Origin of the sequence: Chryseobacterium sp. JM1, from assembly GCF_000737715.1 — a bacterium.
Lineage (GTDB): Bacteria > Bacteroidota > Bacteroidia > Flavobacteriales > Weeksellaceae > Chryseobacterium.
Genome location: NZ_JPRN01000004.1, coordinates 238,887 through 265,274, shown reverse-complemented (window position 1 = coordinate 265,274; position 26,388 = coordinate 238,887). Strand labels below are relative to the sequence as shown.

Annotated in this window: 29 protein-coding genes; 6 read left to right on the top strand and 23 right to left on the bottom strand. The window is 37.7% G+C overall.

The window, feature by feature from the left end; genetic code table 11:
* Positions 1-5 precede the first annotated feature (5 nt).
* The 6 genes from IW22_RS09715 to IW22_RS09685 all read right to left on the bottom strand — a co-directional run bounded on the left by IW22_RS09715 (position 6) and on the right by IW22_RS09685 (position 6,682).
* On the bottom strand, positions 6-1,355 hold the full coding sequence (locus tag IW22_RS09715; protein WP_034726073.1) for a Rieske 2Fe-2S domain-containing protein: 1,350 nt from the start codon (positions 1,353-1,355) through the stop codon (positions 6-8).
* A gap of 134 nt (positions 1,356-1,489) precedes the next feature.
* Positions 1,490-2,419 (bottom strand): dioxygenase, encoded by a 930-nt coding sequence (locus tag IW22_RS09710; RefSeq protein ID WP_034726070.1) that lies wholly within the window; start codon positions 2,417-2,419, stop codon positions 1,490-1,492.
* Between the two features lie 32 nt (positions 2,420-2,451).
* A complete protein-coding gene (locus IW22_RS09705) occupies positions 2,452-2,742 on the bottom strand; it encodes a muconolactone Delta-isomerase family protein (RefSeq protein WP_034726069.1) in 291 nt (96 codons plus the stop codon).
* Between the two features lie 2 nt (positions 2,743-2,744).
* Positions 2,745-3,866 carry a muconate cycloisomerase family protein gene (locus IW22_RS09700; protein ID WP_034726068.1) on the bottom strand — a complete coding sequence of 374 codons (1,122 nt, stop codon included), beginning with the start codon at positions 3,864-3,866 and terminating at the stop codon, positions 2,745-2,747.
* 141 nt (positions 3,867-4,007) lie between these two features.
* On the bottom strand, positions 4,008-4,898 hold the full coding sequence (locus IW22_RS09695; RefSeq protein WP_034726065.1) for an AraC family transcriptional regulator: 891 nt from the start codon (positions 4,896-4,898) through the stop codon (positions 4,008-4,010).
* A 257-nt stretch (positions 4,899-5,155) separates the two neighbouring features.
* Positions 5,156-6,682: a trypsin-like peptidase domain-containing protein gene (locus IW22_RS09685; RefSeq protein WP_034726171.1), complete on the bottom strand. Its 1,527-nt coding sequence runs from the start codon at positions 6,680-6,682 to the stop codon at positions 5,156-5,158.
* Positions 6,683-7,073: 391 nt separating this feature from the next.
* On the opposite strand from IW22_RS09685, the gene IW22_RS09680 reads away from it, so the two are divergent.
* Positions 7,074-8,444, top strand: a complete 1,371-nt coding sequence (locus tag IW22_RS09680; protein ID WP_034726061.1) for a rhodanese-related sulfurtransferase — start codon at positions 7,074-7,076, stop codon at positions 8,442-8,444.
* Between the two features lie 48 nt (positions 8,445-8,492).
* A complete protein-coding gene (locus IW22_RS09675) occupies positions 8,493-9,068 on the top strand; it encodes a 5-formyltetrahydrofolate cyclo-ligase (protein WP_034726058.1) in 576 nt (191 codons plus the stop codon).
* On the opposite strand, the gene IW22_RS09670 is transcribed toward IW22_RS09675, so the two are convergent.
* Both IW22_RS09670 and IW22_RS09665 read right to left on the bottom strand, forming a co-directional pair.
* Entirely contained in the window at positions 9,017-9,598 is a 582-nt protein-coding gene (locus IW22_RS09670; protein WP_051891177.1) for a hypothetical protein, read from the bottom strand. The two genes, IW22_RS09675 and IW22_RS09670, sit on opposite strands and share 52 nt — an antisense overlap.
* Positions 9,582-10,763, bottom strand: a complete 1,182-nt coding sequence (locus IW22_RS09665) for a hypothetical protein (protein WP_034726055.1) — start codon at positions 10,761-10,763, stop codon at positions 9,582-9,584. The genes IW22_RS09670 and IW22_RS09665 overlap by 17 nt, the downstream gene beginning before the upstream one ends.
* A 182-nt stretch (positions 10,764-10,945) precedes the next feature.
* Here IW22_RS09665 and IW22_RS09660 point away from each other — a divergent pair, with 182 nt between their 5' ends.
* The gene (locus IW22_RS09660; RefSeq protein ID WP_034726052.1) at positions 10,946-11,287 is read left to right on the top strand and encodes a hypothetical protein; all 342 of its coding nucleotides are present in this window, start codon (positions 10,946-10,948) and stop codon (positions 11,285-11,287) included.
* 144 nt (positions 11,288-11,431) lie between these two features.
* On the opposite strand, the gene IW22_RS09655 is transcribed toward IW22_RS09660, so the two are convergent.
* From IW22_RS09655 to IW22_RS09585, 15 genes are all read right to left on the bottom strand, one after another.
* Positions 11,432-12,199, bottom strand: coding sequence for a TrmH family RNA methyltransferase (locus IW22_RS09655; RefSeq protein ID WP_034726050.1), 768 nt, complete (start codon positions 12,197-12,199; stop codon positions 11,432-11,434).
* Positions 12,200-12,225: 26 nt separating this feature from the next.
* Complete coding sequence (locus IW22_RS23640; protein ID WP_051891176.1) at positions 12,226-13,011, bottom strand: CPBP family intramembrane glutamic endopeptidase; 786 nt, start codon at positions 13,009-13,011, stop codon at positions 12,226-12,228.
* Between the two features lie 91 nt (positions 13,012-13,102).
* On the bottom strand, positions 13,103-13,951 hold the full coding sequence (locus IW22_RS23635) for a LytTR family DNA-binding domain-containing protein (RefSeq protein WP_051891175.1): 849 nt from the start codon (positions 13,949-13,951) through the stop codon (positions 13,103-13,105).
* A gap of 18 nt (positions 13,952-13,969) precedes the next feature.
* Positions 13,970-14,395, bottom strand: coding sequence for a hypothetical protein (locus IW22_RS09640; RefSeq protein WP_034726047.1), 426 nt, complete (start codon positions 14,393-14,395; stop codon positions 13,970-13,972).
* 4 nt (positions 14,396-14,399) lie between these two features.
* Positions 14,400-15,902 carry a DNA recombination protein RmuC gene (rmuC, locus tag IW22_RS09635; RefSeq protein ID WP_410492840.1) on the bottom strand — a complete coding sequence of 501 codons (1,503 nt, stop codon included), beginning with the start codon at positions 15,900-15,902 and terminating at the stop codon, positions 14,400-14,402.
* Positions 15,903-16,023: 121 nt separating this feature from the next.
* Positions 16,024-16,779, bottom strand: coding sequence for a DUF5995 family protein (locus tag IW22_RS09630; RefSeq protein ID WP_034726044.1), 756 nt, complete (start codon positions 16,777-16,779; stop codon positions 16,024-16,026).
* A gap of 126 nt (positions 16,780-16,905) precedes the next feature.
* On the bottom strand, positions 16,906-18,510 hold the full coding sequence (locus IW22_RS09625; RefSeq protein WP_034726042.1) for a GEVED domain-containing protein: 1,605 nt from the start codon (positions 18,508-18,510) through the stop codon (positions 16,906-16,908).
* A 262-nt stretch (positions 18,511-18,772) separates the two neighbouring features.
* Complete coding sequence (locus IW22_RS24245) at positions 18,773-19,009, bottom strand: hypothetical protein (RefSeq protein ID WP_131401717.1); 237 nt, start codon at positions 19,007-19,009, stop codon at positions 18,773-18,775.
* 370 nt (positions 19,010-19,379) lie between these two features.
* On the bottom strand, positions 19,380-19,616 hold the full coding sequence (locus IW22_RS24240; RefSeq protein WP_131401716.1) for a hypothetical protein: 237 nt from the start codon (positions 19,614-19,616) through the stop codon (positions 19,380-19,382).
* 139 nt (positions 19,617-19,755) lie between these two features.
* Positions 19,756-20,322, bottom strand: a complete 567-nt coding sequence (locus IW22_RS09610; RefSeq protein ID WP_034726037.1) for a cysteine hydrolase family protein — start codon at positions 20,320-20,322, stop codon at positions 19,756-19,758.
* Positions 20,323-20,349: 27 nt separating this feature from the next.
* Positions 20,350-20,814 (bottom strand): hypothetical protein, encoded by a 465-nt coding sequence (locus tag IW22_RS09605; RefSeq protein WP_051891174.1) that lies wholly within the window; start codon positions 20,812-20,814, stop codon positions 20,350-20,352.
* A 27-nt stretch (positions 20,815-20,841) separates the two neighbouring features.
* Positions 20,842-21,213: a helix-turn-helix transcriptional regulator gene (locus IW22_RS09600; protein WP_034726033.1), complete on the bottom strand. Its 372-nt coding sequence runs from the start codon at positions 21,211-21,213 to the stop codon at positions 20,842-20,844.
* A 73-nt stretch (positions 21,214-21,286) separates the two neighbouring features.
* Positions 21,287-21,757 (bottom strand): YciI family protein, encoded by a 471-nt coding sequence (locus IW22_RS09595; protein ID WP_034726029.1) that lies wholly within the window; start codon positions 21,755-21,757, stop codon positions 21,287-21,289.
* A 54-nt stretch (positions 21,758-21,811) separates the two neighbouring features.
* Positions 21,812-22,990 (bottom strand): nicotinate phosphoribosyltransferase, encoded by a 1,179-nt coding sequence (gene pncB / locus IW22_RS09590; protein ID WP_034726026.1) that lies wholly within the window; start codon positions 22,988-22,990, stop codon positions 21,812-21,814.
* 93 nt (positions 22,991-23,083) lie between these two features.
* Complete coding sequence (locus tag IW22_RS09585; protein WP_034726023.1) at positions 23,084-23,560, bottom strand: Dps family protein; 477 nt, start codon at positions 23,558-23,560, stop codon at positions 23,084-23,086.
* Positions 23,561-23,681: 121 nt separating this feature from the next.
* On the opposite strand from IW22_RS09585, the gene IW22_RS09580 reads away from it, so the two are divergent.
* The 3 genes from IW22_RS09580 (at position 23,682) to rpsG (ending at position 26,386) form a co-directional block, all read left to right on the top strand.
* Positions 23,682-25,268, top strand: a complete 1,587-nt coding sequence (locus tag IW22_RS09580) for a hypothetical protein (protein WP_034726020.1) — start codon at positions 23,682-23,684, stop codon at positions 25,266-25,268.
* Between the two features lie 204 nt (positions 25,269-25,472).
* Positions 25,473-25,886, top strand: coding sequence for a 30S ribosomal protein S12 (rpsL, locus tag IW22_RS09575; RefSeq protein WP_002983146.1), 414 nt, complete (start codon positions 25,473-25,475; stop codon positions 25,884-25,886).
* 23 nt (positions 25,887-25,909) lie between these two features.
* Positions 25,910-26,386: a 30S ribosomal protein S7 gene (gene rpsG / locus IW22_RS09570; protein ID WP_034726018.1), complete on the top strand. Its 477-nt coding sequence runs from the start codon at positions 25,910-25,912 to the stop codon at positions 26,384-26,386.
* Positions 26,387-26,388: the final 2 nt, after the last annotated feature.

The following is a 26,388-nucleotide window of genomic DNA, read 5'->3' as shown; positions in this document are numbered from 1 at the left end:
GGTTATTAGGTGTTTACTGCAGTGCTGTTTTCTTTGTTTAAAGCTTCTTTCATTCTGTCCTGCCAGTATTCGTGCTGAATGATGAATAAACCTTCGTCTTCGGATTTAATTCCGCTGAGTTTTGGATTCATACCCATTTTTTTTGCATAATCGTCGGGACCGTCTATCCAATGTGCGGCTCCGCGGCTCATATCATTATGTTTCAATTCGATACCCTTGTAGCCAATCTGACAGGAACGGAATTCTTCGAGATCATCGGGAGTGCCCATTCCACTTACATTAAAGAAGTCTTCATATTGACGGATACGTGTCGCTCTTTCTTCTGCAGGTTCTCCTTTAGGTCCAAAGCAATATATCGTTACTTCGGTTTGGTCTACAGAAACAGGCCTCACAACCCGGATTTGAGTAGAAAACTGATCCATAATGAAAACATTCGGATATACTCCAAGATTACGGGTGAAGTTCACCATAAAATCAGTTTTTATGGCCCCAAATTTTTCCAGCAGCTGATCCTTTAAAGCATAGTTCGGGCTTACTTCCGGATTGAGTTTTCTTGTCCAAAGCAGAATGTGCCCGTTTTCGTACCCGTAAACTCCGCCAATGGATTTAGACCATCCGTTGGCATCTATAGCTTTAGTACCTTCTTTTTCATAATTTCTGCGTCCCATTGTAGCTACGTAATTCCAGTGTACAGAACTGACATGATAGCCATCGGCACCGTTCTCCATCTGCAGTTTCCAGTTTCCGTTGTAGACGTAGGTAGAGCTGCCGTTTAATACTTCCAGTCCGTTTTCAGCCTGATCAACAATTTGGTCAATGATGATTTTAGTTTCCCCTAAATAGTCCTGTAGAGAAGGAACATCAGGATATAAGCTTCCGAATAAAAATCCTCTGTAAGATTCAAATCGGGCGACTTTCTTCAGGTCATGGGAACCTTCACAGTTGAACTGTTCCGGATAGCCGGCCTCACGCGGATCTTTTACTTTCAGCAGCTTCCCGGAATTGCTAAACGTCCAGCCGTGAAAAGGGCATGTAAAAGTGGATTTGTTCCCTTTTTTGTGCCGGCAAAGCATGGCTCCTTTATGTGTACAGGCATTGATGATAGCATTCAGTTCACCTTCTTTGTTTCGTGTGATGACAATGGGCTGTCTTCCTATAGAAGTTGTGAAATAATCATTGATTCCGGGGATTTGGGATTCATGGGCGAGGTAAATCCAGTTTCCTTCGTAAATGTATTTCATTTCCAGCTCGAACAGGTCAGGATTTGTAAAAGATTCCCGACTGTGCTGGTATATTCCAGCTTCCTTGTCATGTACAAGAAGCTCTTCTAAATATTGTTGGGTTAATGTTTTCATTGTAAATGATTTATGAAAATATTCTTTAATTCAATTCGGACAGTAAGACAACGTGCAGTATGATGATATACTACTCTAAACAGATGGAAAAAGTAGTAATGAAATTCCTGAAAGCTAACTTCAGAAGCTTTCGTTTATGCATTTTGAGGATCTGCAGAAGCTCTTTTTCTGTGGTTTTCACCCAGAGCAATTCCGTCTCTTTCACGAACAATATTGAAGTTAAAATCAATACTGGCGTAAGGCTCATCCATCCCATTTTCTTTTGCCTGCTCCAAAGAGATTCTTGTAATCTCAGGAACCAATCCGTCTTTGTCTGCAAAAGCGAAGTCCTGACCTAACAGAGGATCACCTGCAATATTGATTTGTGTGGTAAGTTTCCTGAATTTTGGAGCGGTCACAAAAAAATGAATGTGTGCCGGACGTGAGCCATGTCTTCCCAGAGCGGTCATCAATAGATCTGTGCTTCCTCCCGGAGGACAGGAATATCCAACCGGCAAAAATGATTTGAACTGATATTTACCGTCTTTACCGGTGCGGATGGCACGGCGTAAATTAAATTCTGGCTGAGTGGAATCGAAATGGGAATACATCCCTTTTAAATTACAATGCCAGACTTCAATTAAAGCTCCTTCTACCGGAGCACCGCTCTCATCCAGAACATATCCCTGCATATACAGTCTTTCGGCATCTTTTTCAGGAACTGTTTCCAGGTGTGCAAAAGATTGAGTTTCCGGGGAACCCGCCACATAAAGTGGTCCTTCAATAGTTCTTGGAGTCTTTGGGATCAAACCTGCCTGTGCATCTTCCCAATCCAGCCTTTCATCAATATAATGTTCTAAACCTGTTCCTGCATACAAAAGTCCCCATTCTCCTTCTCTTCCTGCTTTATTTAAATAATCTAAAGCCATCCACAACTCTGTATCCGTAATATTAAGGTCTTCAATGGCATAAAATAAATCTCTCAGGAGACGGTTAAAGATTTCTTTCACTCTCGGATTACCCGCTCCTTCTTTTTCAGTAGCCTGAATCTTGCTCAGTATCTGGTCAATTTCTATTCTATTCATGTTTTTATGTTTATTGTTAAGGATTTATGAGGCTAAATCAATAGTTCTTTTACAGCATTCGGGTGTTTGGTAATGCTGGTGACTTTTATGGTCATGTAAGGGAATAGTGGTAACGAACTTATAATTTTGTGAAGCTCATCCGGACTTTCGACTTCGAGAACTGAAATATTTGAATATTTTCCGGCAACCCGCCACAGATATATCCATTTTCCTGATTTTTGCCATTTCTGAGAGGTTTCTTTTTCCCGTGTGATATAATCTGCGATCTTTTCCCCGCTCCATGTTTCAGGGATGCGAACATCCATTTCTATTACATATACCATATTTATTTTCTTTTGTATTTTTCTATCTGATTCATATCCAATTCGATTCCCAGTCCCGGTCCCGAAGGAATTCCAAAACTGAAATTTTCAAATTGGATGGGTTTTTTCACAATGTCGTCGGTGAGGAGAAGAGGACCGAAAAGTTCAGTCCCCCAATCCAGATTCGTTAATGTGGAGAAAATATGAGCGGATGCGGCTGTTCCAATTGTACCTTCAAGAGTAGTACCTCCATAAAGAGAAATACCGGCTCCAGAAGCAATGGCTGCCTGTCTTGCAATATTGGTCAGACCGCCGGATTTTGAAATTTTAAGTGCGAAAACGGAAACGGCATGAATTTTTGCCAGTTTAAAAGCATCCTGAACCGTCGCTACGGCTTCATCTGCCATAACCGGCACTTCGAAATAAGACGTCAGACGGGCCAATCCGTCGAAATTGGATTTTGCCAAAGGCTGTTCTATTAAATCAACTCCGGCATCCTGAAGTTGATCAATGGCTTTTCTGGCCGTTTGTTCGCTCCAGGCCTGATTGACATCTACCGTTATTTTGATGTCAATGCCCAGTGCTTTTTTGATAGAGGAAGCATGGATAACGTCTTCTTTCCAGTCTTTTCTGCCGATTTTTAATTTAAAAATGTTATGTTTTTTTTGGGAGATAAGATGTTTTGCTTCTTCGATGTCTTTTTCGGTATTGCCGCTTGCAAGTGTCCAAAGTACAGGAAGTGTTTCCTGCATAGCTCCTCCAAAAAGTTCATGAACGGGAACTCCCAGTCTTTTACCCTGTGCATCCAAAAGAGCTGTTTCAATTCCGGACTTGGCAAAATGATTCCCGGAAATTTTTTTATCGAGAATCTCCATGATGGTATTTATTTTGGCAGGATCTTGTCCAATGAGTAGCGGAGTAAAATAAGTGTCGATTGCAAGTTTGATTCCTTCCGGAAATTCGTCAGCATAGGAAATTCCGCCAATGGTGGTAGATTCTCCAATTCCTTCAATACCATCGGTGGAAAAAATACGGATTATCACCATGGACTGGCTTCGCATCACCGCCATGGATAAGTGATGAGGTCTTATAGTGGGGAGATCTACAATGACTGTTTCTACTCCGGTAATTTTTATCTGTGACATAAATTAATTATAAAGTAAGTAGCTGATTGCCCTGGTGGGTTTTGGCTCACATTGGGTACAAACTTACCTTGAAATCCTATTTCGGGAATAGGACTTTTAATTTATTACTGTCACAAATATTGCATTGACGTTAAAAAAGCGTTAATTATTTTTGAAGCCAATTTTCTTTCGAAACTCGTTGGGAGTAAGACCGGTTTTCTTTTTAAATATTCTGGAAAAATAGCTTGGATCCTCAAAACCTATGCTGTAGCAGATCTCATTGACACTTTTATCCATATCAGCTAATAAAAGCTGCGCTTCTGTGAAGAAATAATCCATAATGACCTCTTTGGGAGACTGTTTGGCGACACAGGAGCAGATTCTGTTTAAATGCCCGGTAGTGATATTCAGCTCGCCGGCGTAATCTTCGATGGTTTTTTTATAGTTATGACTTTCACGGATTAGCTGTGAAAATCTTCTGAAATAAATGACGGATGCATTATCCTTATTAATGGTCCATTGCTGAGAGACTTTATGGAGGCGACTGAGCTGTACAATAATTTTACCTATCATATATTCAAGCATTAAGTGTTTGCCCATGTTTTCCTGGAAGTATTCATCAACACACTGAAGCATGGATTCAAATACGGTTTCTGCATCACTGTATTTTGTAACCGGAGTCATCTGAAAAGTTTCAATGGCATTGATAACATCTGACTGTCTTTTGATCATATGTTCTGCCATGGAATCGGAAATACTGATGATCCATCCCTTCATGAGGGTCTGATGTTCAAAACCATGTTCTGTATTTTTTGGAACGGTAATAAAGGCCGGGGCAGATACCATAATTTCTTCTCCATCATATATCAGCTTGGTACAGCCTTCGGTAATGAGAAAAATCTGAAACTGGTTGTTGTGGATATGAGGTTTTACCTTATTGTTGTTTTCCTTTCCGATAACGCCGAAAGGATAGATGTAGACCAAACCTTTTACAAATTCAATTTTAGATTTTCCATACAATCCCTCGAAAAAAGTACGGACGACATTTTTCATAAATAATTAATCTTTGTGTTTGGGGTAAATATAACAATTTATGATAATGTCGGGATTTTGTTTATAAGAAAGCAGATACTCCCTCTCAGAGATGTATTGCTCAATATGATATTGGAAATCAGTTCAGATACAAATGACCATTATTTAATCTCAACTCTTTATTTTTATGCGTTCCATATAAAAGACAAAGCGTCGGCCTCATTTTTTGAGGCCGACGCTTTGCTATTGCCGAACAGACTTAAAGTTCTATATATTGATTAAGGCATTCTGAATCCTTTGGTATAGATTCTTCCGTAGTCATCCACAAACTTCACCTGTACATTCCCCTGGTATTTATCCAGTACTTTTTCTACATCTTTCTGTGAGTTCACCGGCTTGCCATTGATCTCTATAATGATATAGTTATCTACAATTCCGATCTTAGCCATTTCGCTTCCTTCGCTTACGTTTTTAGCTACTACACCGCTGTTCAGTCCGTATTCTGTTTTGAATTTTTCGGTAAGCGGATCGAAGTCAGCTCCTATTTTTTCAGTGACACTCAGATCAGCTTTTGTTCTGGTCGTAGTTCCTCCTTTCTGGTCTTTAAGCGTTACCGTAGTCGTACTTTCTTTACCGTTTCTTGAGTAAGTTACCTGAACTTTATCTCCCGGACGTTTGCTTCCGATAGACATGGAAAGATCCGCGAAATCTGTAATGTCATACGTATCAATTTTAGTGATGATATCTCCTTTTTTCAATCCTGCATCTTCAGCACCACTGTTATCTCCAAATCCTGTCACATAAACTCCTGAACCTACTTTAAGAGTAGTTTTAAACTGCTTATTGTAAGCCGTTACCTGCTGATCGCTGGAAAGGTCTAACGATGAAACGCCTAAGAATCCTCTCTGTACAATTCCGAATTTCTTGATATCCTCAACAATTTTTCTTGCTAAATTAGCCGGAACAGCAAATCCATATCCCTGATAGTAACCTGTAGTAGACTGAATCGCAGAGTTGATCCCGATAAGATCACCATTAACGTTTACCAGCGCTCCTCCTGAGTTACCCGGGTTAATCGCAGCATCGGTCTGGATAAAGCTTTCAATTGGATTGGTAGCTTTTCCCTGACCTCCCAGGATCCCGATTCCTCTTCCTTTAGCAGAAACAATACCTGCTGTTACTGTAGAGTTCAATCCAAGTGGATTTCCTACGGCAAGCACCCATTGTCCCACTTCAATATTGTCTGAATTCGCAAAATTTAAATAAGGAAGTCCCTTTTCTTCAATCTTAAGTAAGGAAATATCTGTATTGGGGTCAGTACCTACAAGCGTTGCGATATAAGACTTTTTGTTGCTCAAAACAACTTCCAGTTTATTCGCTCCTGCCACCACGTGGTTGTTCGAAATGATATATCCGTCCGGTGAAATAATCACCCCGGATCCCATTCCTGATGGCATATTGTCCGGAGCCTGCTGCTTCTGTCTCTGTTGTCCTCTTCCTCCGAAAGGATCTCCGAAGAAGAAATCAAACAAATCCTGTTCTGAAGCCCTGCTCGTAGATCTGCTCTGATAATTTTTAATGGTTACTACGGCCGGAACGGTCGTTTTTGATGCCTTTACGAAATCATCGCCCACAGTTGCTGTATTCATTCCTACGAATGAGGCGTTAGGCGCCGCAGCGGTGAAGTAAGACTGGTCAGCATTATTGTTATGCTTACCGAAATATTGTAATGTCCCAACGGTAGTAGCTCCTGAGACAACGCCCACTACTGCAAATGGTAATAGTTTTTTTAAAGTACTCTTCATTGTATATCTTTCTTTTTTATTTATTGATTTTTTTTGTTTTATCGTAAACAAATTTAATGTTAAATAAGTAAGCAATTAGCATGCTATGTTTCAATTTTAACTAAAATTTAACGGCTATTATGTCATTTTATGCATTATGTCATAATTAGATCCTGTGTATTAACAAAACTTAAAAAAATATTAAAGGAAAAATGTGACATTTTGTAAACCTGAGAGCAGTAAAAATGTCATGATTAAGATACGACAATTTATCTGAAAGTCCTTCATTCATTATGATTTGACGACTTACTGATCTCTGCCTATTATCTATGACTGATGTCATAGCGGGATGATTCAATTGAAAAATCCTTATATTTGCAAAAATATTTTTCTCACTTAAAACGTTTATAGCATGCAACTGTATAACACCTTAAGCGCAGAAGAAAGAGCTCAACTTATTGATGAAGCTGGTAAGGAACGCCTTACATTGTCTTTCTATGCGTATGCCAAAATTGAAGATCCCAAAAAATTTCGCGACGAATTATTTATAGCCTGGAACGCCCTTGATGCACTTGGCCGTATCTACGTGGCACATGAAGGAATTAATGCTCAGATGAGTGTTCCGGCGGATCAGTTTGAGGCTTTTCGCGATACACTGGAGGTTTACGACTTTATGAAAGGCATCCGTTTGAATGTAGCGGTGGATCAGGATGATTATTCTTTTTTAAAGCTGACCATCAAAGTCAGACATAAAATCGTTGCTGACGGTTTGAATGACGATTCTTTTGATGTAACCAATAAAGGAATTCACTTAAAGGCGCAGGAATTTAATAATCTGCTTGAAGATCCCAATACGATTGTGGTTGATTTCAGAAATCATTACGAGAGTGAAGTAGGACATTTCGAAGGAGCTATCACTCCTGATGTGGAAAACTTCAGAGAGAGTTTACCCATTATCAACGAGCAGCTGCAGGATTTTAAAGAAGATAAAAATCTATTGATGTACTGTACAGGCGGAATTCGTTGTGAAAAAGCCAGTGCTTACTTCAAACATCAGGGCTTCAAAAACGTTTACCAACTGGAAGGCGGAATCATTGAATATACCCGCCAGATTAAAGAAGAAGGGATAGAAAGTAAATTTATCGGAAAAAACTTCGTGTTTGACCACCGTTTAGGAGAGCGAATTACAGAAGATGTTATTGCGCAGTGTCACCAATGTGGCAAGCCTTGTGACAACCATACCAACTGCTCCAATGATGCCTGTCATTTATTGTTTATTCAGTGTGATGAGTGTAAAGAAGCGATGGAAAACTGTTGTTCTACAGAATGCCAGGAGATCATCCATTTACCTTTGGCTGAACAGTTAGAATTAAGAAAAGGATTAAAGGTTGGAAATAAAGTTTTCAGAAAAGGAAAATCCGATGCTTTGAAATTTAAAAACTCAGGGGATTTACCTGATAAACCTTTAGCGAAAGTAGAAACAAAAAACATCCGCCAGAAAATAGCCATCAAGAAAGTATTGGTTGGAAAGGCAGAACATTATTATACAAAATCGAAGATCGGACAGTTTTTAATTGAGAATAAAGAACTTTCAATTGGGGATAAAGTTTTGATTTCAGGACCTACAACCGGTGAGCAGGAATTTACAATAACCGAAATTTATGTGGATGGAGGGCCTTGTGAAACCGCTCAGAAAGGAGATCAGATCACTTTTGAAGTTCCGTTCAGAGTCCGTTTGTCAGACAAATTATATAAGATTATAAAGCCTGCTGAAAATGCATAGAAGAATAGCAAACCTGTATTAATTGATTTCAGTAAAAATAATAGAGTCATGCTAAAAGCTGATCTTAGAAAAAAATACATGCAGAAAAGAAAAGCCTTGTCAATTGATGAGGCTTTCCTGTTATCTGAGAAAATATTAAACCATTTTCTTGATTATTTCAAGCCTGAAAAAGGGCAGAAGGTGCATGTATTTGTGCCTATCAAAAAGTTCAATGAAATAGACACAAAGTTATTTATTGATACTTTTTTAGAAAAAGGCATCCGTGTTTTCGTGCCTAAAGTGGTTTCAGATGATCTGATCGCAGTAGAGATTACTGAAAACACCGTATTTGAAACCAGCAGCTGGGGGATTTCCGAACCTGTTTCCAATGAAGATTCCGGAGAACTTCATTTTGATTTTGTGATCACGCCTTTACTTTATTGTGATCATAAAGGAAATAGAGTAGGCTACGGAAAGGGTTTTTACGACGGGTTTTTCCAAAGTATTTCTTCCGCATCCAAAAAGATTGGTGCTAATTATTTTAATCCGGACGAATCTATTGACGATGTCTGGGAGAATGATATTCCTTTAGACTATTTGGTGACGCCTACTGAAGTACTGTCCTTCTTCAACGGCGTTGAATAGAAATCCAGGAAATAAAATTTAAATTCCTTTTTAATCATCGGGGTTGAAAGCAAAATGTATTGGGCATTTTTTTCAAAAGTTCCCAGAGATTTATTTTTTGCATCAAAATATTCCAGATTGAATTTAGCATAATCCAGTGTGTCCTTTTTATAGAATTCTTTGTAGACGTTCAGGCTGTTTACCTTTACAGATTTTACTTTCAGGCTGTCCAGTTCTCTTAAAAGCTTTTTAAACGTCACAGAATCCGGTTTGTGGAAATAGCTTTCCATCTGCGAGAAAATCACGGTATCTATTTCAGTATTTCTGTTGCCGGACAAATATAAAGTAGAAAGGTCAAGAAGTTCCTGCACTTTCTGCTTCGTAATGGAATTGATGGCCTGCATGCTGTCCATTTGTACTGCCGGATAGCTTTTTACATTGGTGCTGTTTCTCAGTTTATCCAGATCGCTTACTTCTGTCTTTTTATTATTGCAGGAAACAAATGCTAAAAAAAGTACTGCGAAAATTAAAAACTTATTTATTCTCTTCATCTGTGGATGCAATTTTAAATTTAATAGATACGATTTTTCCTTTACTGTCTTTCTTCATCTCTATGACATTAAGATTCTTCAGAGATGTAGTAGGGGTGGTTACCAGTGTAATGTATCTCTGTTTATCAAGTCTTTCTATGCCGTACGTTTTGTTGTCGTACACCTGGTAAATAACAGCGCTGTTACTGATCAGGTTTTCCAGTTGGTTTCTTTTCTGTTTGATTAATGCCACCTGTTCTTCCGGGTTTCCACCTTTTACATCTTTAATGGAGAAATAATAGGCTGCCATCTTATAATCATCCGGTTTCAGCTCGATCATTTCCTCTTCAGGAGCGTTTTCAAGATTTCGGTTGACTTCCAGATACTCGTAGAACGGAGCGCTGATCTGCATTTTGATGTTTTTATCCTTAGTCGAGTAATAAAAACATTCTCCGGGTTTGATTTTATAGAAAAGCGGAGATTCGTTTTCTTTGATCACTCTTATTTCAAGGGTGTTGATCACGGAAACCCCACGGTCTTTGTCCGTAAAACAATATTTATAAGTTTTTGAAAATAGAGTGTCTTTGAAACCAAGAATTCCGGTAATGGTAACTAAAATAGAAGTAACAATAGCCCAGGCGTTCTTTTTAAAGAAATTTTTTCTCGTTACCGGAGGTTGTATTTCTACCTGAGATATATTGGTTGTATTTTGTGTATTTAGTTGATTATCAGTATTTGATTTTTGTAAATCGGTGTTTTGTTGTGGCTGGAATTCGATTTTTTTGGTTGGAATTTCAGTTTTTGGAATTTCCGGGGCTTCGGAAACTGTTTTTTCCAATTCGGCGATTTCTTCCTCTTCAAGATCTTCATTTTCCAGCAGCAATTCTCCTGCAAAAAGATGTTGTTTTTTAAAGTCGTACCATGACTCGTATCCTGCATAAATACTCAATAAATTGAGCATGTCAATTCTTGGTAATTTGGTAACCGGTGAAGTTTTGAAATAGGTGTAAAATGACTTTTCACTGATGTTGCCTTTGGCTTTTTTGCGAAGGTCTTCCTGGAAATATATAATATCTATCCCCTTCCATTTTGAAATATCATCATGGGAAGGGGTGGATCTTTTTAAATATTCGGTCTGAACGTCTTTTTTGAGCTGTTCAAAATGCAATAGATCTAAATCTGTCAATTTTTATAAAATAATTAAATTGTTGATTATCAGCTTTATTTATTTGTAAAACTATTTTACAAATGTATTACAATTATTTTTCATAAACAACTTTCTTATCTGATCTACCTTTGTCTTGTTCAAATAACAGAACAGAAGAAAATTTATAAAAACAATATTAACAAAATTAAATTTAATTTATTATGAAAAAGTCATTATTCGTAGCTGCTATCGCTGCAATCTCTCTAGTAGCTTGTAAAAAAACTGAAGCTACTTCTACTGAAGGAGCAACTGATTCTGCTGCTGCTAACGTAGCTGATTCTGCTGCTGTAGTTTCTGATTCTGCTGCTAAAGTAATCGATTCTGCTGCTACTACTGCTGTTAACGCAACTAAAGACGCTGCTGCTGCAACTACTGCTGCTGGTGCTGATGCTGCTAAAGCTACAACTGAAGCTGCTGCTGACGCTGCTAAAGGTGCTGCTGATGCTGCTAAAGGAGCTGCTAAAGATGCTGCTAAAGAAGTTAAAGACGCTGCTAAGAAATAATTCTAGCTTAAGCTTAACAATAAAAGAACCGTTTCGCCTGGTGAGACGGTTTTTTTATGCTTTATAATGAAGAAGATTCAGAAGATAAATAACTTTTCAGAATCTTCCCTCTTGCAACATCCAGTTTCCTTTCCGTTACAACTACTATCCTTTCTTCTGCTTCAATGATTCATAACAGGTAATAGCTACTGCGTTACTTAAGTTTAATGAATCTATGCTTCCCGCCATAGGGATTAAGGTATTTTTTCCTTTTCCAACCCAGAAATCACTTAAACCGGAATGCTCAGTTCCGAATAATACCGCAGAACGCTGTTTAAAATCTCTTTTATACAGATCTTCCGCAGTCTCATCCATAAGAGTCGTGTAGATATTGAATTTGTTTTTCTGTAAAAATTCAAGGGTTTCTTCATTTTCCGCATCATAAACTTCCATTCCGAACAGACATCCGACACTTGAGCGTATCACATTGGGGTTATAAAAATCTGCTTTTCCATCTGCAACAATCAGGGCATCTATTCCAAAAGCTTCACAACTTCTAAGGATTGCGCCTAAATTACCAGGTTTTTCAACGCCCTCTACAATAATGACCGTCGAGTTTTCTTTAGGAACAAACGCCGAAAGCATATTATCTTTGGTTTTATAAATCCCGATAATCCCTTCCGAGCTTCCTCTGTACGCGATTTTTTCGTATACTTTTTCACTTACCTGATGAATTTTGCTCTCAGGAAGCTTTCCTTTAAAGATGTTTTCACAGATAAAAAACTCTACGGGTTCAAAATCATACTGTAATGCCCTTTCATTTTCCTGCTGCCCTTCTACAACAAAAACCTTTGATTTTTTACGAAACCTGTTGTCAGCCAGAAGTTTGGTGACATTTTTTATTTTATCGTTTTGAAAACTTTCTATCAACATGCTGCAAAATTATGCAAAATTTGTGATTAGGCCGGTTTAGTTTTCAGGAAAAGGAATTTTCCGGTGATCTGAAAAGGTATTTTACCTTCATATTTTTTATAGATAATCATGGCTATAACCAGCAGAATGGATAAAATCTTAAATGAATTTCCGAACAGATTTCCTGATGCATTTTCCGAAACATTAAAAATTTCCCAATACAGATTCATAAAAATGTGAAGAAATATGGCTGCCCAGAGATTAAAATCCAGCTCAAAATAAACCCAAGAGAAAAATACCGAGCCGAAAAATGTGATGAGAAATATCTCAATAAGTTCTGTTATGCTGCTTCCCTGATATAAATGCACCTGCGCAAACAGTAATGATCCGAATAATGCGGATGTAATAAATCCCAGCCCGGTAAACCTGTAAAGGATGCCGATAAGAAATGCCCTGAAAATAATCTCTTCAAAAAATGCAGATGAAATGGTATTGATAAACAGGGATTGTATATCTATTCTGTCTATCAGATTAAAATTGATGAAATAACCTACGAGCATAGGAAGTGTACCTATGAAAGCCAGGCTAAAACCTTTTGAGACCGGTTTATTCATTGAGAAAAGATCTGTAATATTCTTTTTAGGAAACAGAATTTTTAAAGTAATGATCAAAGGGATAAGGGTTACAGAATAGGCTGCGACATGAGCTAAGGCCTTGCTTCCCGATATTTCTTTAACAAAGGTTTGTATGGTCTTAAAGTAATTGAGATCAAGGAAATAATAAACGGAAAATCCGAAAATAAAAAAGAAAAAGAAGGAGATAAGCTTGTTCATTGTTTTAAATTTTGAACAAAATTGCACCTTGTGATGAGCTTGTCCAAATCAAAGTGATCAATGACAAAGAAAAAGTGACGGATCACAAATGTTAAACCTTTAAATCTTTCAATTTGGGAATGATCAATGAAATAAAGCTTCTGGAAACAGGAATTTCAAAATCAATTTCAGAAAGAAAAAGCCGGTAACCCTGTGCGTTTCCCTTAATGTTTTTGACCTGATCCAGATTGACAATATATGAACGGTGACATCTTTTTATACAATCTGTCTGAACCTGATTCAGAAGATTGGAAAGACCGATTCTGATCAATACTTTTTTCACCCGATCATTTTCTATAAAATACACCGAACAGTAATTCTCCATAGACAGTGCACAGAGGAAATGGTTTTCGGGGAACTGCAGATTGATATTATTCGCAGATATATTAAGGGTTTTATTGAGTTTATGATCTGTAGGTTGAGGATGCTCAGCCAGTTTTTTTGAGACCTGATCTGCTGTTTTTTCGTGAATGTTTTTTAAATAAATATACCTTGACAATATATAAATAGTGGAAATAGGAATTCCCAATGCCAGGCAGTACAAAAACATATAAAGATAGTTGATGAAGCTCAGTTTAACATGGCTGATGAATAAACTATTGTAAAAATAAGACAGGATAGAGGCTAAAAAAAAAATTCCGATCAGTTTTAGTAGTTCGAGGCCAATGCTCCAGTCTTTGAAACGGATAATGCAGAGATCTCCAATAAAGAAAGCGACTCCAAAGATGAGAGAATAGGGAAAAAGCAACAGATATTTATACTGATGATGGAAGTTTTCTGTTCCAAAAGGCTGAAAAACAATCAGGAATATATAAAATAGCAGACCTGCAACCATTGACGACACCAGAATCTCTTTGTAAGAATCAGATTTGGGAAATGGATAGGCTGCAAAGGAAAACATATCGTGAACCTTTAAGGGTTAATTTTTCAAGCCGGTCTGAGGATCCGGTTTGGAACGCAAGAGTAGTAAACTGCCAACAAACATAGTTACACAGCTCAATAGCCAAAGATAATATCCTGGACCATAAGACGTAATAGAGGATTTATGTCCTGCTTCATTAACGGTTATCTCAGTTTCACTAAAGTAATAAAGCGCGACCCCTACAGAAAGTAAGCCTAAAAAAGCGGCAATTTTCGGTTGTTTAACTAATAAAAATATCCAGGAGAAAAGAAGAATAGGATTGGCCAGCCATGAAGTTCCGTCTCCGGAAAGATCAGCCCATCCCAACATAAAAAGAGCAAGACCATACATCTCGCTGCCTTTTTGTGTGAAAACTGCGGGCAAAGCCAGAGAAATTACAAAAACGGCCACGCTGATGATTAAAATGATATGACTTTTTTTCATGCGGTTAGTTTTCTGTTTCTAAAAAATTGCCATTGTCGATAAGACTTTGTGGCAGGTCTTTTTTGTTCTTAATACCCAGAGATTTCAGTTTCTGAGTCTGGATCACAAGATTGTCATTACCGCTGGAAAGCTGTTTGTAGGCATCATTGTAAACATTTTTAGCCTGATCAAGGTTTTTTCCTACTTTTTCAAGGTTCTCCACGAAACCTACAAATTTATCGTACAGTTTCGCACCACGTTCAGCAATCTCCATAGAGTTTCTGTTCTGATATTCGCGCTTCCAAAGATCTGCAATAAGCTTCAGAGAAGTGATCAGATTGCTCGGGTTGAGCAGAAGGATTCTTCTGTCATATGCAAAGTTCCAGAGATTCTGGTCTGCCTGCATGGCGGCAATATAAGCGGGTTCACTGGGAATAAACATCATGACGAAGTCCAGCGATTTTCCATAGTCGTCATACGCCTTCTGGCTCAGTTGCAGAATGTGGTTTTTGATCGAGCCTAAATGTTGGCTGAGTTTTATGGCGTACACATCCTGATCGGTTTCATCTACCAGTTCGGTGAAGGCTGTGAGAGAAACTTTAGAATCAATGATCACATTTCTTTCATCCGGATATTTTACAACGGCATCCGGGCGCATTTTCTTTCCTGAAAATTCAGAGAAGAGGGCTTTGTTATCTTCATCACGAAGCTCATGTTCCAGGAAATATTCTCTTCCTTTAACAAGTCCTGATTTTTCAAGAATACTTTCAAGGATCATTTCACCCCAGTTTCCCTGGGTTTTGCTTTCCCCTTTTAAAGCTCTTGTCAGTTTTTTCGCATCTTCGGAGATCTGCTGGTTCAGTTCTGCCAGTTCTTTTACTTTTTCTGCAAGAGAGAAACGTTCCTTATTTTCCTTTTCGTAGGCCTCGTTTACCCTGTTTTTAAGATCAGCGATTTTTTCCTGAAAAGGGTCCAGAATATTTTTTAAATTATTTTGATTTAGAGTCGTGAATTTCTCTGTTTTTTCTTCTAAAATTTTATTGGCCAGATTTTCAAACTGCAGCTTTGATTCATCCTGAATTTTGGTAATTTCTTCCTTCTGGGTATCAAGAGAATGCTGCATGCTCTCATTTTTAGCAGAAAGCTCAGAATTTTTAGCATAAATATGCTGCTTTTCAGTGATCAGCGTTTCTATTTGAGAAGTCTGTTTGGAATTGAGCTGCTTTTGTTCTAAAAATTGAGAATTTAGAGAAGAATGTTCTGCTGAAATTTTTGCGTATTCATTTTTCAGATCATTCAGAAGGTCGGTCTGTAATTGGTTCTGTTCTTTTTCCCTGTCAATATTTTGGCTCAGTTCATAAACTTTCAGCTGAAGATTTTCCAGATCTGAATGTGTTTTGATATGCAGATTATTCAGCTCATCATAAGAACTTCTTGAAACCGTAGACGATTTTAAGGCAAAATACAAAATAACAGCTCCCAGAACTCCGCCGGCAATACATCCAATAATTAAATAGGTCATCTCCATGTTTCAAAATTACAAAAAGAAAAATTAATTTATACTTTAAATGAGGGATTGGAAGATGGAGGAGGGAAGTTAGTGTATGCTGTAGTTGTACTTCTCTTTTTCGTTCTTCATCTTTTTTGCTTTAAACTACTTTCGTTCCAGATAAGATGTCAATATTCTTTACCACATCATTGCTCTCACACTTTTTCAGCTCTTTCGTTAAAGCTGGAGTCATTATTTTAGGGTTTAAAATCTGAGCTGCCACTTTTGCGGCGGCATAATCTACAATATGGATCACTGATTCTCTGAGGAAGTTGGGTGTGTTAGATGCAATAACTGCTGTAGCCCAGGAAGTTTCTCTTGCTTTGGAAATGGCAAAATCCAGAACGGCATTATCTTTTCCATTGGAAATTTTGTCAATAAGATTGACGGGATAACATATTGTATTCAGTGAGTCCTGAACCTGCTGATTGATCGAGGAGATCACAGTGTTGATGTTTTCAAAATCCTTTTTAAGAGGATTTATTTTCCGGTAGGGCATTACTGAGGCTGCGGAAATTCCGAGATCCAGATTAATATGGGCATTCATTCCAAGAAAAATATGCTGTAAAATCAAAAGGTTTTTATTTTTCGTGGCTTCAAAAGCTGTGTACCAGGATTGGGTACATTTTTTTCCTTTACTGTAATTGTCCCAGGCTTCCAGATATCTTTGGGCAAAAGCAATATCTAAGGAGACCATTCTTGGATTGTCTTCAAATTTTTTTTGCTGAATTCCTTTCAGCACCTGTGCGGTCATAATACGGTATGTGCAGGCAAAATATCCAGCCGGGCTTTGGTTTTCTTTGCTCCAGATGATGATCTCATCCAGTTTTTTAAGAACTTCTTCGATGGTTTTCATACTGTTTTTAGTTTTACTTAAATATACTGAAAAGCGGATTCATTTTTTCTTAATAGGCAGAATAATAAAAGCGGCAGTATAAAATACCGCCGCTTTATGTTAAAAATGAATTTTATGTAAGATATATTATTTCTTGATCGCTTTTAAAGTTCTTACTGTTCCGTCTTCCATGTGAAGAGAAACAAGGTAAAGACCTGCGCTCAGATCAGAAAGATTAATTTCTGTGCTGGATTTCATTGTTTTCACCTGACGGCCTGAAACATCTGTTACTACAATAGATTTCACGTCTTTTATGTCAGAGATATTCACAATGTCTTTGAATGGATTAGGGTATAGAGAGATGGCTTTGTTGTCAGCATTCACTTCTGAAGTTCCCAATACATTTTTCTGTACAGTAATGGTGTAATCTTCGGCCTGTCCCTGGCTAAGATCAGTACAAGGGCTGGATAGCTCTGCTCTTACACTGGTAGTAGAGCTGTTAAACTGATACTTCACTCTCATTCTTGTGTTTCCAAGCGCTGCAGTGGCTGGTACTGCAATAGTTTTATTAACAGTTACTGTATTTCCTGTAGAACCTGCAAAATCTGAAGTTACGAAGTAGGCTTCTCCTGCATCTGCGAAACTTCCGTTCTGGTTCCAGTCTATAAATACGGTAAAGCCAAATCTGTTGGTGGTTACCCCTGTTCCTGTAAGCGTTATAGGATAAGAAGTCCCTCTGGTAACAGTGGCTACTTTGCTGGTGAAGTTTTCATGACCGTCACCTGTATTGGCAGTTGCGCTGGATGCATTGGTCATATTGCTCAGAACAACATTGGATATAGGATATACGCCAAGTTTAGAAACAAGAGATCCGCAATAAGGTGTATATGGATTGGCACCTGTGGTGAAAGAGATTTCCGGACATCCTGTAGCATCACCTATAGCGTTGGTTGGTGTTACAGAAACATAAAGAAGTGTATTTTGAGGAAGTACTTCTGTAGATGGAGGCGTGAATGAAGTACCGGTTGTAATTCCCGTATATACGTTTGATGCTCCCGAAGTAGTTCCTATTTTTATTTTGTAAAATTCTGCACCTGCTGTTGCTGCCCAGCTTATTTGTGGGCGTACTGAAACACCAGTTGCTCCGCTTACCGGGCTACTTATTGTTGTACAGGCGGGAAGTGCTGTCACTTCCTGTTTGATTTTAACATTATCTATAAAACTGTAAAAATCATAAGCAGTACCGGATGTTCCTACAGTCTGAATACGAAGCATGAAATTTCCGTTTACATTGGCACTTTCTGGAATTGTGCCTGTAAATGTTGCGCATGCTTGAGCTGCAGACGTTAAGGTAACTGGTGAGCCAACCGGCAGATACGTAGTTCCTCCATCTGTAGAGTAAGCTGTAGTAATGGTACCTCCTATGCTACTTGTTGCATCGAAAGGACTTGTGGAGTATGAAAAGGAAATATCGATTTTTTTACCATTGGCAGTAATACTGGCTGGTTTTGTATATATTAAGTTGATAGTTCTGTTGGCAACACTTGATCCATATGCCTCAGCTCCAATGGATACCGTACCGTCACACGCACCGCTGATATAAGTGCCGAAAGTAGTGCCCTGTGCATCAGCATACCCTCCACTTACTACAAACCCCGGATAGGTTGCATTTTCAAAGCTTTCCGTAACTAAAATCTGTGCACTGCCCATAGTTGCAAGTGCCATAAAACTCAAAAGTAATGTTTTTTTCATAGGATAATTTTTTACTAATATAATAATATTTTAAATAATTGAAATCAAAATGTGGTATTTAATTTGAAATTCAGTCTATTGTGTCGTAAATATAGAGAATTTTATATTATTAGAATGGGTGATCTAAAAATGATGCTGATTTTTTTTCCTATAAAAAAAGAAGTTTTTGACAAAGACTGTATTGACTAATTCTTTTTTCATTTTTACCAGTTAGAAAATAAAAAAGTGAGCCGCAAAGCTCACTTGATTTTTGTAGATCAAATTACGGTGTGAAAATGATCGGATCTGGGAAAGGCTCAAGGACCAATGGTTTACACATCGCGGCCGCTGCGCATCCTCCTCCCATGCATATAAAATTAGTCATGGTAGTGGAGCCGTCAGGGCATCTGATCAGGGCTTCACCCGGGCATCCTCCCGGACATGGTGCCGGATATAAATACCCACCGAAAACTTCTTTCAGTTCTGTTCTCGAAAGTTTGGATAGATTTGTTTTTTTCATGGAATTAATTTTTTTTGATGGTTTTAATTTATATTTTTCTGAAAATGAAGGCCTAAGGTACTGAAAAATTAAATCACTGTATTGTTATATATTAATTTATTTTATTAGTGCAGCGTGAGTTCCAGTTTAGAATAAGGAGTAATAGATAAGGATAGGGAAATTGAGATGGAAATACTGAAGTAGGTGCAGCGATGTAAATATTCATAGAATCGAAGCACATTCAGACTCCCTCAGTATTATTTAAATAATCTGAGTTCGGGATAAATTGCTTATTGATTCTGATGTTTTGTTATTTGAAATCAAAATTTCATGACAATCTGAACATAAAAAAAGTGAACCGGAAAAGCTCACTTTATTTTTATTGGTCAGATTATGGAGTGACGATAATCGGATCAGGAAAAGGCTCAAGGACCAATGGTTTGCACATTGCGGCCGGTTCGCATCTGTTTCCCATGCATATAAAATTAGTCATCGTGGTAGAGCCGTCAGGACATCTGATCATGGCTTCCCCAGGGCATCCTCCCGGACATGGTGCGGGATACAGTGTTCCTCCGAATACTTCTTTCAGTTCCGTTCTCGATAGTTTGGATAGGTTCGTTTTTTTCATGGAATTAATTTTTTTGATGGTTTTAATTTGTATATTTCTGAAAATGAACCCCTAAGGTACTAAAAAATTAAATCACTATGACGTTACATAATGATTTAATTAATTTTTATCGAATCTTTTTAAGTGAGACCTGAGTTTTCTATAATTCGGTTAATAATTTTTCTGAACTCCACACCGTGGCAAATTCATCATTTAAATTGGCGAGACTGGTCAGATGTATTAATTCTGAATCATACTTTTCTCCATGGATTCCTATTCTGTCAAAAGTTGCGGTTGCATCTGAAATGACATAGGTTTCATATCCGTAGTTTCCTGCCATTCTTGTGGTGGTGGAAACGCAGTGATTGGTCGTTATTCCAATAATAACCAAAGAATTGATATGCTGTTGGTCAAGTTGCTCTTTTAAATTGGTTCCTATAAAAGCACTATTGACATTTTTTGTAATGACAGGTTCGTCGTTTTTTGGAAGTACATCATCGTTGAATTCAAATCCGGTATGGGTTTCATACAGTTTTGAATCAGGATTTAATGAGCTGTGTCTGATGTGGAATATGGGTAAGTTTAATGCTCTCCATTTTTCTAATAATTTTCCACTGATTTCTTCTGCTGATTTATTATTTCTGTTTCCTCCCCAATACTGTTCATCAAGAAATCCTTTCTGAATATCAATTAAAAGTAGGGCTGGTTTTTTATCCCGAAGTTTCATAGGTGTTGATTTTATAGAGAAATTAGATTAGCTTCCCAAGTACATAAGGTAGAGTGGGATGTCATTTTCCTGTTTTTCGTTATCATCTGCTGTGAGTCCTTCAAAAAAGATATGGTCACCAAGTTCTTTTTGGCTGACCTGATTGTGTAGCTGATACATCAGGTCAAGAGTTGTAAAGTTGGCTCCGTTGGCTGCTTTCAGTTTTGCACAAAATTCCACCTGAAACATACCGTAGTCAGTATTGGCTTCGCTGAATGCCTCATTTTCATCACCGATTATGGTTTCATTATCTGCAATATCTTCTTTCCCTTTAATCCATGCTTCATAGGAAACATTGATTTCAGGGGCGTCTATGACTATTGCAGAAGGTTCCCAGGATGCTTTTTCTTTTAAAATACGGGTCTGGTAGTCTGTGATTTCTTTATTGAAATCTTCAATGCTACTGTAGCCTTTCTTTTGAAAAGCCCATAGAATGTTGGATAGTAGGCCCATTTGTTTCTTTTTAAAGAAATTTAACGCTTATTTTTTGCCTTCTTTTAGTTTTTCGATTTCCTCTTTCAGCAATGCAATATAGTCCTGAAGATTATCTATTACTGAGTTTGGGATGTTATAATTATTAGTGTTGTTTCCATTTAGATTATAAAAACCAGCCTGATCATTTACCGTATTATATTCATTATTTATGATCATAGTGGCTTCTTCCTCCTGGTAAATATCTTCCAAAGGAACGTCGAGAAATTTTGCAATTTTTTCCCATTCCTCTTTTATAATCTTTACACCACCGCTCTCTTTTCTGCTGTAGTTGGATACATCAGTTGCCAGTATATCAGCAATCTGCTGTTGGGTGAAGCCTTTTTGTTTTCTTACTCTGCGTAATTTTTCTTTTTCCATAATAGGTCTTTTTACAAAAGTGTGAAATTAATTGGATCCTTCAAAATTTGTTGAATATTTTTTGAACAGGTCCTTATGGATTCACCTTAGATATTTCCTCATGATGTTTCAAATATAAAGGCAGCGCAGCGGATCCGTACCACGGGAAAATTTCATAACTGAAAACGCCAGCCTGCACAGCGGGATCTGTTTTTACCCATTGCTCAGCCTCTTCCTTAGATTTTGTATTGAAGATAAACATACCGCGGTAGTTTTCTTTGTTCTTCTCTAAAAACGGACCGGCCACCACTATTTTCCCTTCATCTGCCAGCTTTCCGATATTCGTCATATGACCTTTCATGACTTCGCCCATTTTGGCTTTGTCTTCAATTTTTGTGCTGCCTGTGGTAAGCATCACAATGGTATAGGCTTTCATACCATACTGATCTGCACCCAGAGAGGTTGCCAGTTCCTGGTTGAATTTTGCTTTTTCTGCTTTCTTTTCCTGGGCGAAAGATACAATGGCCATTAAAAGACTTAGGGATACATAAATTTTTAATTTCATAGCAATGGTTTTATGGTGAGTCTGTTATCTGAAATCTGAAATCCAGAATCTAATCTAATCTTTTATTCTCAAAAATTCCTTAGCCAGTTCAATCATTTTTGGATCTCCTGTATATTTTCCGTGTTCGTCGGAAAGTTTTACCGTTGGGATCCATTCTTTGTTTGGAGCCTGTACGCCAATCAGTTTCATGACGATATTCATAGGTTTTAAGCCTACATCGTTGGTCAGATTGGTCCCGATTCCAAAAGAAACGCCGATCTTTCCTCTGCAATAATTCGTGATTTCTTCTACTTTTTCAAGATTCAGAGCATCAGAGAAGATGATGTATTTAAATAAAGGATTGATCCCGTTATTTTTATAGTGTGCGATTGTTTTGTCTGCAAATTCCAAAGGATCACCGCTGTCATGACGTACGCCGTCAAAAAGTTTAGCGAACTTCTTGTCAAACTGCTGGAAGAAAACATCAGTGGTATACGTGTCTGAAAGAGCAACCCCAAGATCACCTCTGTAAACATCTACCCAATGTTCAAGAGCCATTTCATTAGCCATTTTGAATCCGTATTCGGCTGCGTGGAACATAAACCATTCGTGCGCATGGGTACCGATTGGTTTTACCCCGAACTTCATGGCAAAATGCACATTGGAACTTCCGATAAATGTGGATTCTTTATTCTGCGTTAAAGCTTCCATGACCAGATTCTGTACTTTATAGGAATGTCTTCTTCTGGTCCCGAATTCTGCGAAATTAACTCCAAGTCTTGCCAGTGAATCTGCTTTTTCCAAAGTTCTGTTCATCACAATCTCATTGGAATCTCTTTCCATATGATTCATTTCGTAGTGCAGCTCACTGATCAAAGCCAGTAAAGGAACTTCCCAAAGAATCGTTCTGTACCAAAGCCCTTCCACCGTTACGGAAAGTTCACTTCCTTCCTGATGAATTTTTACCTCAGACGGATCGTAATGATAACCTTCCAGAAAATCCAGGTAGGGCAGGTCTATATAAGGACAGGTTCTTGCCATGAATTTTTTTTCATCCTTGGTCAGTTTCAGTTCGGCCATTTTATTCACTGCTTCTTTTAAAGCTGCCGCAAATCCTTCCGGAAACTGGTGCTTTCCTCTGTTGATGAATTCGTATTTTACAATGGAGCTTGGGAATAATTTTACCACCGCATTCTGCATCGTTATTTTATAGAAATCGTTATCCAGGATAGAGTTTAATCGAACGTCGTACATAATATGTGTAATTTTAACGCAAATATAATCATTTAAAATAAAAACCGCCTAAATGTAAGGCGATTTTTTTATTTATCAGTGGAATTCTGTTGGTTACTTCCCTAAATAAGAATTGTACATCCATACTTCTTTTTCCTGTTCCGTGATGTAGTCGCTCATCTGAGAATTGGTTCCCTCATCTCCTGCTGCATCTGTAATATCAAGAAGTTCTCTCTGTAAATCCAGAACCACTTTAAATGAACTTAGAATGTTCTCTACACTCTTTGTACCATCGCTTACTTCCTTACTTTCTTTAATGGTGGAGACTTTCAGATAATCTGAATAATTGTGGGCAGGAGTTGCTCCCAATGTCAGAATTCTTTCTGCGATCTCATCGATCTTTAATACCAGGCTGTTGTACAGTTCTTCAAACTTCGGGTGAAGCGTAAAGAACTGATCTCCTTTGATGTTCCAGTGTGAACCTCTTGTGTTCTGGTAGAATATGGAATAGTTGGCTAAAAGGGTATTTAATTTTTCTGAAATGTTTTTACAATCGGCCTCTTTTAAGCCGATAATGCTTGCATTTTTCATACGTTTATTTTTTATGTTAACAAATTTAGAAAATATTGTGCCGAAAAGCCCTCAATGTCAATAGAAGATAACTATAAGAAAATTTTTTAAAATAGTTTGGAAGTATTAATATTGCAGTGAAATGAAAAGTTTACTGACAACGGCAGCGGTGTTTTTCGGGATGTGTTTGGTATACATCCTGTTCATGCTTTCTGAAACGGAGAATAATTTCACCTATATATTAGATGATGCTTATATTCATCTGGCAATGGCCAAGAATTTTGCGCTTCATGGCGTGTGGGGTGTAACAGAACATTCTTTTTCCTCTTCTTCTTCATCCCCGGTTTTTACTTTTGTTTTAGCAGGACTGATTTATTGTTTTGGAAATCATCAGCTGATTCCTCTGATTTTTAATCTGGGGTGTGCTTTTCTACTCATTTATTTTCTCAACAAATACTATTCGGATTTTTTTAAGGAAACTAAATCTGTTGTTTTTGCCGGTCTTTTTACGCTTCTTTTTGGTTCCGTTCATTTGCTTGTTTTTTCAGGAATGGAGCATGTGCTTCAGGTACTGGTCGTAGTGGTCAATGTTTATTGTTTCGAAAAATGGAGGGCTGCTGATTTTGAAAAGTCTCCGTATTCAGTTTGGTTTTATGCTACCATTGCGGTGTTGGGGCTGATCAGGTTTGAAAGTATGTTCTATTTCCTCGGACTTGCGTTTGTTTTTCTTTTGGTGAGAAAAGGGAAGCAGAGTGCTATCGTACTATTGTCCGGCTTTATACCCCTTCTCATATTTGCCTATTTTACCTATCAGAAAACAGGATATTATTTTCCAAACTCTGTGATTGTAAAGGGGACAAAATTTGACTTTTCAGGAGATCTTCTTTTGCAGATGAAGAATATTGTATTAAATAAAATAATACTGAAGCCCTACTTTTATTTGGCAGGACTATTTCCGCTTTGTTTGGCTGTTCTTTTGATTTTTAAAGATTATAAGAATAAATTAAATTTCAGAGAAATCATTCTTCATAATTTTCTACTGATTGTGCTGGTGATTAATTTATTTGTTCAGGGAGCTTTTGGGCAGTTTACCAATTTTTACCGTTACGAAGCCTATTTGCTTGTAGCTTTTGCTATGGTTATTATCCCTATGTTGAAGAATCTTTTTGTCAACAGAGCTTATTTATTAAAAGAAAGCAGAAGTGCTGTCATTCTTTTATTACTTATAGGTATGGTGTTCGTTTTGAAAATGAGTCTCGTCAATACACTAATTATTACCGGAAGCCGCAATATTTACGAACAGCAGATTCAGTCGGCAGGATTTCTGAAAAAATATTACAATAGTTCCAAAGTGGTAGCGAATGATATTGGTGCCATCTGTTACTTTACAGATATTCATTTGCTGGATACCGCAGGATTAGGCTCAGCAGAGATGGTTCCTTTTAAACTTAAAAAAAATGGGACAGATGCCAAGTTTGAAAAGTTTTTAACTGAATACTCTACCCAGAACCATTATCAGCTGGCTATTATATATGAAGGCTGGCTGGACGGACACGTTCCCAGCAACTGGAAAAAGGCTGCTGTACTTGAAATTAGAGGTGCAAATGCGGTGCTGGGAGATACCAAAGTGACCATTTATTCTATCAATCCTGAGATTCATAATGCTTTGATTCAGAATATAAAAAGCTTTGACTGGAATAAAAATGTAGATGTGAAAATAATTGAATAAGTTTTACAATTATTTAATATAGAGTTGATAAGATAAATACCACCTTCCAATTTCACATTTTCTCAATGTATATCGGTGGTCTGTTATTTGGCCGTTCAGGGGCAATGTCTTTTTGGTGTAAGTGTTTGATTTTAATTTTTCTATAAGTTTTTGTAGATTGGAAAAATATTCCTATTTTTGCACCCTAAAATAAAAAGCAATTAAATGCCTACTATTCAACAATTAGTAAGAAAAGGAAGAGCCACGCTTGCCAAGAAGAGCAAATCGGCTGCCCTTGATTCTTGTCCACAAAGACGAGGTGTATGTACGAGAGTATATACTACCACTCCTAAGAAACCTAACTCTGCACTTAGAAAAGTTGCAAGGGTAAGACTTTCTAACGGGAAGGAAGTCAACGCCTACATCCCGGGCGAAGGACATAATCTTCAAGAGCACTCGATAGTATTGGTGAGAGGCGGAAGGGTGAAAGACCTACCGGGAGTACGTTACCACATCGTAAGAGGTGCTTTAGACACTGCAGGTGTAAATGGAAGAACACAGAGAAGATCGAAGTATGGAGCTAAGAGACCTAAGCCAGGTCAGGCAGCTGCTGCACCAGCAAAAGGAAAGAAAAAATAATCATTAAATAAGGTACAGAAGCAATGAGAAAGACAAAAGCGAAAAAAAGACCGTTGTTACCAGATCCGAAGTTTAATGATCAATTGGTAACTAGATTTGTAAACAACCTAATGCTTGACGGTAAGAAGTCAATCGCATTCAAAATTTTCTATGATGCTTTAGAAATCGTAGAAACTAAAAAAGGAGAAACTGAAAAGACAGCCCTTGAAATCTGGAAAGATGCATTAACTAACGTTATGCCTCACGTAGAAGTACGTTCTAGAAGAGTAGGTGGAGCTAACTTCCAGATTCCTATGCCAATCAGAGCTGATAGAAAAATTTCTATGGCAATGAAATGGTTAATTAGCTATTCTAAGAAAAGAAATGATAAGTCTATGGCTTTGAAATTAGCTAATGAAGTAGTTGCCGCTTCAAGAGAAGAAGGTGCTGCTTACAAGAAAAAATCTGATACTCACAAAATGGCGGAAGCTAACAAAGCTTTCTCACACTTTAAATTCTAATT